The sequence below is a fragment of the Proteiniclasticum sp. C24MP genome (genome assembly GCF_043951855.1).
GTDB lineage: Bacteria > Bacillota > Clostridia > Clostridiales > Clostridiaceae > Proteiniclasticum.
Window position 1 is genome coordinate 35,924 of sequence record NZ_JBINJW010000021.1, and the last position, 14,241, is coordinate 50,164.

11 protein-coding genes are annotated in these 14,241 nt (G+C 46.7%); 10 read left to right on the plus strand and 1 reads right to left on the minus strand.

Annotated features, from left to right (window positions below):
• The first annotated feature begins 332 nt into the window (after window positions 1-332).
• From ACHAL6_RS12215 to ACHAL6_RS12260, 10 genes are all read left to right on the plus strand, one after another.
• On the plus strand, window positions 333-1,700 hold the full coding sequence (locus ACHAL6_RS12215; RefSeq protein ID WP_395270954.1) for a hypothetical protein: 1,368 nt from the start codon (window positions 333-335) through the stop codon (window positions 1,698-1,700).
• A gap of 133 nt (window positions 1,701-1,833) precedes the next feature.
• Window positions 1,834-2,292 carry a hypothetical protein gene (locus ACHAL6_RS12220; protein ID WP_395270955.1) on the plus strand — a complete coding sequence of 153 codons (459 nt, stop codon included), beginning with the start codon at window positions 1,834-1,836 and terminating at the stop codon, window positions 2,290-2,292.
• A gap of 15 nt (window positions 2,293-2,307) precedes the next feature.
• Window positions 2,308-4,392, plus strand: coding sequence for an ABC transporter permease subunit (locus tag ACHAL6_RS12225; protein WP_395270956.1), 2,085 nt, complete (start codon window positions 2,308-2,310; stop codon window positions 4,390-4,392).
• A complete protein-coding gene (locus ACHAL6_RS12230; protein ID WP_395270957.1) occupies window positions 4,392-5,288 on the plus strand; it encodes a sugar ABC transporter permease in 897 nt (298 codons plus the stop codon). Before ACHAL6_RS12225 ends, ACHAL6_RS12230 begins: the two co-directional genes overlap by 1 nt.
• A 25-nt stretch (window positions 5,289-5,313) precedes the next feature.
• Window positions 5,314-6,396 (plus strand): ABC transporter ATP-binding protein, encoded by a 1,083-nt coding sequence (locus tag ACHAL6_RS12235; protein WP_395270958.1) that lies wholly within the window; start codon window positions 5,314-5,316, stop codon window positions 6,394-6,396.
• Window positions 6,397-6,426: 30 nt separating this feature from the next.
• Window positions 6,427-7,455, plus strand: coding sequence for a LacI family DNA-binding transcriptional regulator (locus ACHAL6_RS12240; RefSeq protein WP_395270959.1), 1,029 nt, complete (start codon window positions 6,427-6,429; stop codon window positions 7,453-7,455).
• A 100-nt stretch (window positions 7,456-7,555) separates the two neighbouring features.
• Complete coding sequence (locus ACHAL6_RS12245) at window positions 7,556-9,325, plus strand: glycoside hydrolase family 13 protein (RefSeq protein WP_395270960.1); 1,770 nt, start codon at window positions 7,556-7,558, stop codon at window positions 9,323-9,325.
• Window positions 9,322-11,100 (plus strand): alpha-amylase family glycosyl hydrolase, encoded by a 1,779-nt coding sequence (locus ACHAL6_RS12250; RefSeq protein WP_395270961.1) that lies wholly within the window; start codon window positions 9,322-9,324, stop codon window positions 11,098-11,100. Before ACHAL6_RS12245 ends, ACHAL6_RS12250 begins: the two co-directional genes overlap by 4 nt.
• A 187-nt stretch (window positions 11,101-11,287) precedes the next feature.
• Window positions 11,288-11,626, plus strand: a complete 339-nt coding sequence (locus tag ACHAL6_RS12255; RefSeq protein ID WP_395270962.1) for a hypothetical protein — start codon at window positions 11,288-11,290, stop codon at window positions 11,624-11,626.
• A 78-nt stretch (window positions 11,627-11,704) separates the two neighbouring features.
• Window positions 11,705-12,469, plus strand: coding sequence for an SDR family oxidoreductase (locus ACHAL6_RS12260; protein ID WP_395270963.1), 765 nt, complete (start codon window positions 11,705-11,707; stop codon window positions 12,467-12,469).
• Window positions 12,470-12,517: 48 nt separating this feature from the next.
• On the opposite strand, the gene abc-f is transcribed toward ACHAL6_RS12260, so the two are convergent.
• On the minus strand, window positions 12,518-14,158 hold the full coding sequence (gene abc-f / locus ACHAL6_RS12265; protein WP_395270964.1) for a ribosomal protection-like ABC-F family protein: 1,641 nt from the start codon (window positions 14,156-14,158) through the stop codon (window positions 12,518-12,520).
• Window positions 14,159-14,241: the final 83 nt, after the last annotated feature.

A 14,241-nucleotide genomic window follows, 5' to 3' on the forward strand; every position in this document is an offset into this window, starting at 1 on the left:
AATGAGTAGAAAAACACAGCAGTGTGAAACTGCTGGGAATCAAGGGTTTCAGCGATTGTGTCAAGATAGTGCAAACGCTAGCATTGAAAAATCGCTGAAATATCCTCTTTTTTCTCTTTTTCACTGGATTTTTACCAGAATTAGCTGTATAATCAAATAGTAAAGCGTTTTCATTTTAGTTTTTGTGCAAGCGTATGCACCGAAGGCGGACTGCCTGGTCCATTCTGGCAGGCTGTGCTACGGGAATTGCCCTTGTTCTTTGACTGAGAAGTAAACGGTTACGCGTTTGATTCAATACATAAAAAAATACAAATGTATTAGGAGGATAAAAAATGAAGAAAATCACTAGTCTTGTACTTGCTCTAATGCTGACACTTTCAGTAGCTGCATGTGGAACAAAGGATGAAACACCAGAAACTCCTGGAGAAACACCAGCAGAAACACCAGCTGAAGGTGAAGAAGAACCAGAAGAAGAGCCAGCAGAAGGTGGCTTGACAGGTTCTATCACAGTTCAGGCAGAAGAAGGATGGCTACCCTATTATGAAGCTGCAGTCGAAAGATTCGTCGCTGTGAACCCAGATGCTGAAGTTGAGCTGATCACATCCGGAGCGATGGATATGCTTGATGTAATAGATAATACAGATGCTACCAATGAAGACGTCGCTGACGTGTTCTCAATCCCAGCAGATAGAATCTACGGGCTGAACGAAAATGAAGCACTTGCACCAATCGATGCAATGGCAATCGCAGACAAGGTTGGAGGATTTGACAACTATGACGCAGGTCTAGGTGGAAACTTCAACATCGATGGAGATTACCTTGCATTCCCGATGAACATCGAAACACTGATCATCTACGCCAACAAGGCAAATGCTGAAACAGCTGGAATCGATCTTACAAAGACAGTAGAACTGAATGATGTGAAGGTATCCGACGTACTGATTCCAGTATGGAATGCATGGTATGGCGTTGCAGTGACAAATTCATCAGGAATCGAACTTCTCGGCATGGATGACAGCGGAGCGCTGTTCTCAGACATGACCAAGGATTGGGCAGATCTTGAACCAGAAAAGCAGGCAACCATCGAAGCAATGTACAACTACTACAAGGGTGTACAGGAAGCTGGAAACGACATGTGGGACAGCTCAGCAGCATGGGGTCATATGGACACAGAATTCACCACTGGTGGAACAGCTGTCATGAGAGTGGAAGGACCATGGGATTCAGGTAAGATGAGCGGACTTGCTTCTGATGGAGCAGACCTGGAAGTATTACCAATCGGATCCGTTACAGTAGCAGGCAAGCCACTGAACCACTGGAAAGGTGGATGGGGACTGGTTGTGAACTCAAGAAATGAAGGCGACGATGAAAAGATGGCTCTTGCTGAAGCATTCATCGCTGAACTGATGAACACAGACTATGCACTTGATTTCTTCAAGTACACAGGAAAGATCATGGAAAACGTACCTGCTGATGTTTACCTGAATGGAGACATGAGCGATGCGGACAAGATCATCGTAGAAAACGTACTTGCTTCTTATGCAGATGCACCAGCTAGACCACTCTTCACAGAATGGGGACAGGTCTGGAGTACATGGGAAAATTCAGTACTATCATGGGCGTCAGTACAGCCTGCTGATGCAGAAGCTGCATACAATGCAATCAAGGCAGCATTCGATGCCATGATGCTGAACTACTAGAATTTGACTTGAATCAGAAGAGAGGCTATTTTAGCCTCTCTTTTCTTACAATAATGACAATAGGATATATATGGAACTTCTTTTCATGTGACAGGAAAAGCGGAAGAGAAGGTTTATGAGAAAGGATTACTAGATGTTTGGAAATGCGAAACTCTCAACTAAAAAACTTTATCTGATCATGGCAGCCTCCTTTCTGATTATTTTATTCAGTTCTCTGGAAGTGTTCATGAGAGTCAAGGACCCGCTGATGTTTGAAAACTGGGTTGCGAGGGCGATGTCTTCAGGGGATCTGCCGTCCGGATATACGCCGGTTTTTGATGACTATGTGGTGGCAGAGCTTTTCAGATACTTTTTCAAGATTGCAATTCCCATGGGATTTGCCGTATTCTCTTATTATACGTATGTGAAACTGAGACTAAGCGGAATTTTCATTTTCGTATGGACTGTGCTTCTAGCAGGAGGACTGGCCTATACCGTTTTTGAACTGAATTTCGGTTCTGTATTCTATTATCTTATTGTTGCAGCATATCTCCTTCTCATAGGAGCAGTATTATCCCTATCAGGGGATATGGAAAACGTAAGAAAAAAGTAAAGGTGGGAAGAAATTTTGGCGAAATACAAGAGAATTCTCGTCGATTACATCGGCAGAGAATATGAAAGAAAGAATCTTTATCTCAAGGAATATGCAGAGCTGGAAGAAAAAATCAGTGAGATGGATGCTTCTGAAAAGAAAAATCTCGCAGCTCGACTCAAAGAGCTGAAAATAAAGAAAGATCAGCATCCTTACAACGTGGAGCTGAAAGCCTTCAAGGATGCGGAGAAGACATTTCTTTCAAAGCAGAAAGAGGAAGTGGAAAAGTTCAGAAAAACTGTTCCTGAAGACCTTTCGGATGTGGTTCGTGATCTTACGGTCAAGATCAGGGAAAGCGAGCTGGAAGCGGGGTTTTATGAGGATTATACCGAACTTTCCTATGATGCGGAATTTCTGTATAAAAGAGCAAAAGCTCATCTGAGGGTGCTTCCAAAGAACATCGAGGAGATCGCAGCGCTGGAAACAGAGCTTTCCGAAGCGAAGCATCTGGATGCATCGGGAGATCACAGCGCCATCAAAGCGGAAATCACTTCGTTCAGAGAAAAGCAGAAGAAGCTGCTGGATGAGCGTACCAAGGAGCTCCGTGACAAGAAGAAGCAGGGTCTCATTTCAGACAAGGCACTGAAGAACGGTATTTCCCAGATTAAAAAGGACTTCAAGCATCTGACCACGATCAAGTCCTTTGAAGATCCAGTGAAAAACAAGAAAGAACTCATCAAAAGCAAAACCTTTGAGCTGAAGAACTACATCAAGGTGACCAGAAGAATCCTGGATGCGGATATCGCTGACATCAGAAGATCCGTACCGGTGGAAGTGGAAAAGACATCACCCGTCATCGCACATACCACTTTTCTTCTGCCAGGGCTAGGACAGCTTCTGAACAGGCAGTACATGAAAGCACTGCTATTCGGTCTTGGTGCACTCTTTATCTACTTCATCGCCATCCCTTATGCGCTCGGATACGGAAATTATCAGGGAGAAGGGGTAGCGGGACTCATTTCCCTTGCTGAAGGAGGAAAGAGAGTGGATAAATCCCTCATATTCCTCATCGAGGGCATCATCGCCATCATGTTTCTGCTCATCGCCTTTGCCATCTATTTCACCAGTTTCAATGATGTGAAAAGCACGGAGAAAGGAATCATAAAGGGGACACGTTCCTTCAACTGGTTTGAAACCAAGAGTCATATCGAAGAAGAGGGTTTCCCTATTCTGGTATCCATGCCGGCCCTTCTCATCATCATGTTCATTGTACTGGTACCCATATTCACCGCGATTCTATTGTCCTTTACGGGCATGGATCCGAGACACCAGTCCAAGTTCTCCTGGGTGGGCCTTGAAAACTACATGCTCATCGCAACAGGAACAGGTCTTGCAGGTTCCGTCTTCTGGAAAATCCTGGGATGGACCATCATCTGGACACTCACAGCAACGACCCTGGCCATCTTCATCGGATTCGGCCTGGCGCTTCTTGTGAATAATCCTAGAGTAAAGGGAAAAGGAATCTTCCGGATGATCTATCTTCTTCCCTGGGCGGTGCCGGCCTTCATCACCATCATGTTCTTCAGTATCATGTTCTCCAAGACAGGGGCACTGACGACCATAGCAAATGATCTCACAGGACTTACACTGGATTTCAAAAACAACACCAACCTGACGCGTATGATCCTTGTGATGCTGCAGGGGTGGCTGGGAAGCTCCTATGTGTTCCTTCTGTCCACCGGTGTGCTTCAGGCGATTCCTGAAGATCTCTATGAAGCGGCGGACATCGATGGGGCCAACAGCTGGCAGAAAATCAGAAAAATCACGCTGCCGCTGGTTCTTTTCCAGACAGCACCGCTCCTGGTGAACCAGTATACATTCAACTTCAACAACTTCTCCATCATCTATCTGTTCAATGGAGGAGGACCCTTCAATCCCGAGAAATACGGTAACCTTGCAGGGTCCACGGATATTCTGATTTCCTATATTTTCAAACTGACAACGGAAAATCAGTATCAGGCCATAGGAGCCGCCATCACCATCGTCATCTCACTAGGACTGATGATGTTCGCGTTCTTCGGCTATAGAAATTCAAAGGCGTTCAAGGAGGAAAGATTATAATGAGTTTATTTGGAAAAAAGAAAAAGGAACTTTATCTTTCCGACAGACAGCCTCTGACGACAGGAGGAATGATTCTTCTGGGACTGACCTACCTCATTCTGGCCTTCTGGGCATTTGTCATCATCTGGCCTCTGGTTCAGATGGTCATCTCCGCATTCAACGGGACCCAGGCGAATTATCTTATTCTGAACAAGGAGTTCGAGTTTTCCCTGAAGCACTTTGAACATTTATTCAAGGAAACACTTTATCTGAAATGGGTGGTGAATACCATAGTCATCGCTGTGGCCACAGCGATTCTGACCATCCTCATCGTCTCCTTTACCGGGTATGCCTATTCACGATTCCGCTTCAAGGGTCGTAAGGCGAGCCTTATGGCCATCATGCTGATTCAGACTATTCCTGCTTTCGCAGGAATCACAGCATATTACACGATTCATTCCATCATTTCCTCTGTAATCCCGCCGTTTTCCAGACAGATGATGCTGATTCTGATTTACGCGGGAGGCGGTATTGCTTCCAATACCTTTATTCTGAAGGGTTACATGGATTCCATATCAACAGAGCTGGATGATGCGGCAAGAATCGATGGATGCTCCAATATGAAAGTCTATAGACTGATTATCATGCCCATCATAAGACCGATGCTTGCCATCATCGCACTCTGGTCCTTCATCGGACCATTTATGGATTATCTGCTTCCAAAGGTGCTGCTCACAAATCCTGAGTCGTATACCCTGGCAGCAGGACTCTACACCCTGATCAACAACAGGGAAACCCTCAATCAGCCTGCCTTTGCGGCGGGTGGACTGCTCATCGCGATTCCTATAGTCATCCTGTTCGCAGCGCTTCAGAAGCAGCTGATTTCAGGACTGGCACAGGGCTCCGTGAAGGGCTGATAAAAAGAATAGGAGGTATAAACGAATGAAAGTAACATTACAGAATATAGGTAAAAAATATGAGGGTCGGGAAGAGTTCACACTGAGAAACATCAATCTGGAGATTGAAGAAAAGGACTTCTGCGTCATACTCGGACCTTCAGGCTGTGGAAAGACCACGCTTTTAAGAATGATCGCGGGGCTTAATTCCATTACGGAAGGAGATCTTCTTTTCAACGACAAGAGAATGAACAAGGTTCCTTCCAAGGATCGTGACATCGCCATGGTATTCCAGAGCTATGCACTGTATCCTCATATGACCGTTTATGATAATATGGCGTTTTCTCTGACCATGAGAAAGGAAAGAAAGAGCGTTATTGATAAAGCCGTGCGTGAGGCAGCAGAGCTGCTGCAGATCACAAACTATCTACACTCCAAGCCTTCAGATATCTCCGGCGGACAGCGTCAGAGAGTTGCTCTTGGCCGTGCCATGGTCAGAAGACCCAAGGTCTTCCTCATGGATGAGCCTTTGTCCAACCTGGATGCCAAGCTTCGTGAGCATATGAGAGTGGAGCTGGTAAGACTCCACAAACAGCTGGGCACCACATCCATCTACGTCACTCATGACCAGACGGAAGCCATGACCATGGCTACAAAGATCGTGCTCATGGATCAGGGGGAAATCCAGCAGGCAGGAAAACCGGATGAATTCTACAATCAGCCCGCAAATCTTTTCGTGGCCAGATTCATCGGCTCTCCTACCATGAATATCTTCGAAGGAGAAATCAGAAACGGATCCTTTGTATCCACAGATGGTCTCATCAAAGCTTCCCCTTCCGAAGCGGACAGAAAAGCGGTGGAAGCCTTTGAAGGAAAGAAGGTATCATTAGGGATCCGTTCCGAGAGATTCCTCACTGAAGCTTCAGACGAGAATGTGGAAGTGGATATCGACGTCATGGAAATGCTCGGTAAGGAAAAGATTCTGTACACAAAGCTTCAGTCCGGACAGGAAATCATCATTTCCGTACCAGGACATCTGGACTTCCAGGAGAACACCAAGAGCAAGTTCGGCATCGATCAGGGTTCACTGCACTTCTTCGATACGGAAACCGGTATGAGAATCAACTAATAGACGCAGAACAGGAAGGAGCGCAAAGCCTTGAGAAAATCGAATCAGACAACAGTGAAAGACGTAGCCCTGAAGGCGAAAGTATCCCCATCCACTGTATCCAGGGTGATATCCAACAACCCTAAAATCAGTGAAGAGACAAGGGTAAGAGTGCTTAAGATCATGGACGAGCTGGGGTATTATCCCAATGCCATCGCCCGTTCTCTGGCATCTCGTAAAACAGGAACAGTGGGCGTGATTCTGCCTTCAAGGTCGGAAGATCTTCTCCTTAATCCTTTCTTCCCGGAAGCCCTTAGAGGGATCTTGAAAGGGGCGGCAGCCGCTTCCTATGATGTGCTGCTCTCCAGCAGCACGGAATCGAAAAGCGAGCTTGAAATCGTCAAGACCTTCATCAGAAGCTCCAAGGTGGATGGCATCATCCTCATGAGCTCCAAGGTGGATGACGAGACCCAGGAATACCTGTCCGGCATCGATTTTCCTTTTTCCCTCATAGGTTCTCCCTATGACAACAAGGATAAGGTCAATCATGTGGACAACGACAACTATATGGCAGCTTATGAGATCACCACCTACCTCAGCATGATCGGGCGCAAGCGCATTGCGCTCATCGCCGGTGAGGACAATCAGATGGTGACCATGAAAAGAATAGAAGGCTACAAGAAAGCCCTTATGGAGAGTAATCTGCCCTATGATGAAAGGCTTCTGTTCACGGGGAAATTCGATGAGGAAACCGGATACACCTATGGTGTGGCCATTCTGAATCTGGATCCCATGCCGGACGCCATCATCATCACAGATGATCTCATCGCCTTTGGTGCCACAAAGGTATTCAAAGGTGCCGGTATATCCATTCCTAAAGATATGGCCATTGCCAGCTTTAACAACAGTATTCTTTCCCGATACTCCGACATTCCTTTGACCAGTGTGGAGATCAATTCCTTTGATCTGGGATACTACTCTGTAGATCTTCTGGTGAAAGCCATCAATGATGGAGTGAAAGGAAGAAAACTCATCATTCCCTACGACATCGTGAAAAGACAGTCCACTGAGGGAGAGTAGAAAGACCATAAGGTGTTATAGTATTTTTTACTATGACACCTTTTTTGACAGAAAGATGCTTTAACCGTATGGAAAGCATCCTTGAGGAGGAGAGAGCAACATGATCAATATACATGCACTTCATCATCAGACCACCATTCCCTATGCCTATGCCAAGGACAAGGATCACCTTTATGTGAGGCTTCGTACAGCAAGAGATGATTTTAATGAGATCAAGGTCTATTACAGAGACCGGTATCTCACAAAGAACATCTTTAAGATCAAGACCATGAAGAAATCCTACAAGGATATGCATTTCGATTATTATGATGCCGTCATCGATCTAGAAAGGAACCGCTATGCGTACTATTTTATCCTGAGAGACCATGAGGGAAAAGTCTGGTATATGGATGAAAGAGGCGCCTGGGAAAAAAGGCCCAGAGTCCTTCGTCACTATGCATTTCCCTACATTGCGGAGGAGGATGTCTATGAGGGAGAGGACTGGCTGAAGAAGTCCGTCTGCTACCAGATCTTTCCGGACAGATTCCACCGTTCGGAACATGCGGAAGTCATTCTGAATGAGAAGAAGCTTTCCCATTGGGGAGATACACCCACCACCAGAAGTCATTTCGGAGGGAACATCAAGGGCATCACCGAGAAGATCCCTTATCTTTCGGAGCTAGGCATCACGCTGCTCTACTTCACGCCTCTTTTCGAGTCCACCTCCAACCACAAATACAACACCAGAGACTACTACAAGATCGACCCCAGCTTCGGTACGCTGGAAGAGACCAGAGAGCTTGTGGCGAAATGCCATGAAGCGGGGATCCGCGTGGTGTTTGATGCGGTGTTCAACCATACGGGACATGACTTCTTCGCTTTTGAGGATGTACTGAAACATCAGGAGGAGTCCAGATACAAGGACTGGTATCATCTGGATAGCTTCCCGGTATCCAAGGAAAAGGTCAACTACTACACCTTTGCCAACTATATCGCCTATATGCCCAAACTCAATCTCAAGAACCTGGCAGCACGGCAGTACCTTCTTGATGTGGCAAGATACTGGATCGAGGAAACCGGTATCGACGGATACAGACTGGATGTGTGCGATGAACTCAGCCACAGCTTTCTGAAGGATCTCAGAAAGGTCGTGAAGGAAACGAAGAGGGATGCGGTGATCATAGGGGAAATCATGCATGAGGCAGAGGACTTCCTGGAAGGAAACGAGCTGGACTGCATCATGAACTATCCTTTCCGGCATGCCATGATCGATACCTTCGCCAGAGGTGAACTGAGCCTGGAAGAGTTCTTCCAGGTGCTCATCCATAATCAGACCATCTACAGAGAAGAGATCACCCATCAGATGCTGAATCTTCTGGGCAGTCATGACACACCGAGGTTTCTCACGGAGACGAGAGGCTCAAAGAAGAAGCTGATGCTTGCTACAGCCTTCCAGTTTCTCTATAAGGGCGTACCTTATGTCTACTACGGAGATGAAATCGGAATAAGCGGCGGAATGGACCCGCTTTGCAGAAGAACCATGAGCTGGGATAGAGCGGACTGGGATCAGGAACTTTTCCGTTTCTTCAAGGATACGGTGAGGATGAGAAAAGAGAATGATGTGCTGTCCGAGGGTGATTTCCAGGTGGAGATGGTTTCGGGCAAAGTCTTTTCCTTCAGCAGAAATCATGAGGGGAAAAGAATCCTTGCTTTTTTCAATCTGGACAATCGTCTGAGAGAAATCGATCTGCCAGAAAAGATAGAAGGGAGAAATCTCTATACAGGAGAAAAGGTGGTTCTTGACGGAAGAATCAACCTGAAAGGACTCTCTTTCCTGGCCATGGAAGTGGACAGCGGATTGAGTCGTGAGAAAGAGGAGAGAAGCGTATGAAGAAGAGAATCTGGATCACCCTGATGCTAGCAGTGATGACCTTGACGGTCATGGGCTGCAGCAGTAAGGAAACGCAGTACAGAACTTCCACGGAAGGAGCCTTTTCCTATGAAAATGCCACCGTGTATTTTGCCATGACAGACCGGTTCTTTGATGGTGACGAGGAGAACAACAACGCCTATGGAAGAGAGACTGTGGACAGTCTGGGAAAGAGCATAGGCACCTTCAACGGCGGAGACATCAAAGGCATGACGGAAAAGCTTGAGGATGGTTATTTTACAGACCTTGGCATCAATGCTATCTGGATCACGGCGCCCTATGAACAGATCCATGGTTACATCGGCGGAGGCCGGGAGGGGGATTTCGCACACTACGGCTTCCACGGCTACTATGCCCTGGACTGGACCATGATGGACCGCAATATGGGTACCGTGGAAGAGTTTCGGACCTTTGTGGATACCGCCCATGAAAAGGGCATCCGCATCATCATGGACGTGGTCATGAACCACGTGGGATACCCGAATCTTCAGGATATGCTGGAATATGGTTACGGGAATGTGGATCTGCCGGAAGACTTCATCGTGGAGGAGGGAGACGACTTCTTCTCCTACACGGATCATGTGGACTACGAAAGCGAAGAAGCCTGGGAGAACTACTGGGGGGACTGGGTGCGAAGCGATCTTCCCGGCTATGAGAAGCCCGGTGCCACGGAAATCGATCTTTCCCTTGCGGGGCTTCCAGATATCAGGACCGATGTGACGGAGGATATCGGACTGCCGCCGATTCTGGAAAGAAAGTGGATGAGTGAGGATGAAAACTATGACCCCTGGATTCTCCCCAGTGCAAGAGATCTCAGGCAGGACCTTTCCCTTGCACCCTATGAATACATCATCAGCTGGCTCAGTGCATGGGTGGAAGAGTTCGGGATCGACGGGTTCCGGATCGATACGGCAAAGCATGTGGAAGTGGAAAGATGGGCGGAGCTGGAAGCATCTGCCAGTCTGGCGCTGAAGACTTACAGAGAGAATAATCCGGACAAGCCAGCTGCGAAATTCACCGACGACTTCTTCATGATGGGAGAGGTATGGGGGCATGGCGTGCTGAAGGACTACTACTTCGACAACGGATTCGACGCACTCATCAACTTCACTTTCCAGGGACTGAAGAAAGACGGACCAGTGTTCAGGGGAAGAAACAAGGATAATATCTTTGCAAACTACGCCGAAGCGCTAAACAGCGATGAGGAGTTCAATGTCTTAAGCTATATATCTCAGCATGACACAACGCTCTATCCAAGAGACCGTCTCGAAGAAGGAGGGACCTATCTTCTGCTTCTGCCCGGTGCGGTGAAGATCTTCTATGGAGATGAGACCGCAAGACCGATGGGAGACGGTGGATCCGATGCCACCCAGGGAACCAGATCACCCATGAACTGGGAAGAGATCGACGAAGAGGTGCTCACTCATTTCAGAAAGCTCGGTTCTTTCCGAAACAGAAATCTTGCAGTGGGTGCAGGAGAACATACAAGATTAAGTGAAGAGCCTTACGTATATATGCGAAAATATGACCAGAACGGACTGGAAAATACGGTGGTGATCTATGAAGGAGTACCTGGAGAGGTGACGGTAAAGGTCAGTGACGCATTTAACGAGCAGGCAATTATCCGAGACGCCTATACGGATGAAATCTACACGGTGGAAAGTGAGAAAATCCTATTGAAGGTGCATGAAAAGGGCCTTGCGCTGCTGGAAGAGGTCGTGGAACTGGAGAACTGATAGAATGGATTAAGATTTCATAACAATGATTATGTAATCTTAATCCTTCTTTTTCACCGGGTTCAAAGTTTTCGAAGGTTGAGTTCTGATCCCATGTGAGAAGCGATGAAGGATTATTGGTATGTTTCCACAGATAGGTTTATAATGGAATCATAAAGAGAACCAAGTTATTCTGGAGGTGAATTCCATGAAACTCACGCTTTATCCCAGAACCAAATCAGGTGTATTCTCCATCAGTTTCATGATCATTGCTGTCATTCTGGTGGTGGTTGTTGCCTATATGGCAGAAGACATAGAGATTCTCTATAATGGAGGATTTTTTGATCATCTGAATCTTGCCATCATGACTCTGGTTGCCTTCGGCTGTGCCATCATTTCCCTTGTGACTGGCCTTTTAGCAATACTGCGAGATGGAGAAAATTCAGTGCTTTGCTATGGTGCCATTCTGCTATCGGCTGTAGCGGTGTTCTTCGGTGTTTCTGAGTTCATCGGTGAAATGGATGCTTTGAATACCCAGACCAAATAGCAGAGTGTAAGGGAGCACTTAATTAGACTAATCAGACAGAGAAAAAAATACAGTAATAAGAACAACAAGGAGATGGAAATGGTAGAAAATTTATTCGACATCAGCGGAAAGAAAGCCATTGTTACAGGGGCGAGCAGAGGACTGGGTAAGAGTATGGCGGAAGCGCTGCTGGAAGCTGGCTGTGAAGTTGTGCTGATGGGATCATCTGAAAAAGTCCATGCGGTGCAGAAGGAGTATGCGGAGAAAGGATACAAGTGTCATTCGGTCAGAGCAGATCTGCGAAATCGTGAGGAAGTATATTCTTCCTTTGAGGAAGCACTTCAGCTGCTGGATAATGATCTGGATATCCTGGTGACAGCTGCAGGAATACAGAGGAGACATTCAGCAGAAGTCTTTCCTATTGAAGAGTGGGACGAAGTACTGAATGTAAATCTGCATGCTGTCTTTATCCAGTGTCAGCTGGCTGGAAAAGTGATGCTTGAGAAAGGCCGTGGAAAAATCATCAATGTCGCATCCATGTTATCCTGGTTTGGGGGACAGACCGTACCTGCATACAGTGCAGCAAAAGGCGGTGTAACGCAGCTGACGAAAGGACTCTCCAATGACTGGCTGGGGAGAGGGATCAATGTCAATGCCATCGCTCCGGGCTATATGGCGACTGAAATGAATACAGCACTGATCCATGATCCCGTGCGAAGCCAGCAGATTTCTGCACGTATTCCCGCCGGGAGATGGGGCGAACCTGAAGATATGAAGGGCATAACGATTTTTCTTGCGTCTCCTGCAAGTGATTACATCAGTGGTGCGATCATCCCTGTTGACGGTGGTTATCTGGTCAAATAGAATATACATAAATAAGGATCTTCCCGAGCTGGGAAGATCCTTTAAGTTTCACCTGTTTCTGAGCTGATCCATTCTGGAAGCAATACTGAAATATTCCTCTTCCAGTTTCTTTTTCTCTTCTTTTCCTGCCAGAGTCATCTTATGGGCCAGTTCCGCCAGGTTCATTTCCATGATCAGAATGTCCTCATGGTTTTCTTTTTCCGGAATCTGCTTCGAAAGAAAATAGTCATAGTTTCCTTCATAGACAGTAAGCTTCTTCTCTGCCAGATGCCAGATCTCCTCTGCCACGGCCTTGATGAAGTAGCGGTCATGGGAAATGAGAAGCAAGGCACCTTCGTAGTCTCTCAAGGCTTCCTCGATGATTTCTTTGGTTTCGATGTCCAGAAAGTTTGTAGGTTCATCGAGAATCAGAAGATTGCATTCCGTAAGAATCAGTTTGCAAAGCTCCACCCTCAGTTTTTCTCCGTAGCTTAAGGTTCCGATTTTCTGAAAGACCATGTCCTCTGTGATCCGCATGGAGCCAAGAAGGTTTCTGATTTCAGTCTTGTCGTCGGAGTATCGGGAAAGGTCTTCCAGGGGCGTCTTCGTCTCTTCCAGATGGTACAGTTCCTGTGAAAGGTATCCGATCTTCGTGGAAGGCGGTATATGGATCTTTCCCTCATGGTCTGTCTGTCCCAGCATGATCTTCATCAGGGTGGTCTTTCCAACACCGTTTTCGCCAAGCAGTGCGATTTTACTGCCGTTTCTTACATGGAACTTCACCTGGTCAAAGAGCAGTGTGTCAAAGGATTTGCCGATGCCTTCTCCACGAAGGAGAATGGGAGATGCTTTTTCCGAATAAACGTGGAAGGAGAGATTCACTTCTTTTTCGTAATGGGGCTTTTCCTTCACTTCCATTTTTTCGATGCGCCTGCGCATGGATTTCGCTTTCTTCTGAAGCTGCTTGTTTCTGGAACGTAGATAGTCGTTGGAGGAAAGCCCTTCCATCCTGTTTGCCTTGTCGGAGATGCCTCTGGCCGCCGCTTCCAGTTCTTTTCGTTTTCTTGTGTATCGGATGTACTCCAGATTCGCTCTTTTGATTTCCTTTTCCCGCTTTTCCTTGAAGAAACTGTAGTTCCCGCTGTATTTCTTCATTCTGTTCTGATCAAGATGGTAGATGGTATCCACCGTATGGTCCAGAAAATCCCGGTCATGGGAGATCATAAGTACGGCACCTTTATAGGCGGCGAGATAGTTCTCCAGGACTTCGATGCTTCCGGTATCAAGAAAATTGGTGGGTTCATCCAGTATGAGCAGAGGCGGGTTGTCCTTCACCGCATGAAGGAAAAGAAGCTTTGTCTTTTCACCTCCACTGAGCTTATGGACTTCCTTGTTCATGAGTGTATGAATGGACAGATCTTCCATGAGTTTCAGAAGGTCTTTTCCATAGCTGCCTTCCAGAATGCTTTTCATGGTCTCCTCTGAAACTTCCGCGCTTTGTGGCAGATAGCCATAGGGAACGGGGACCTTCACCTGTCCTTCCACGGGCAGGATGTCTCCCAGGATGATCTTCAGTAGGGTGGTCTTTCCGGAGCCGTTTCTTCCAAGAATGCCGATACGGTCTCGATCTTGGACCTCTAGGGAAACATGGGAAAAAAGCGCTTTCGATGGAAAGTGCATGGTCACGTCTTTTACTAGTATTTTCAGCAAGGTCTATCAACTCCCAGATCTTGCCTTTTCTGAGGCAAGATGTTTATTCTGCTTTGGATTCTTCTTTCTTAATCATTTCCTCT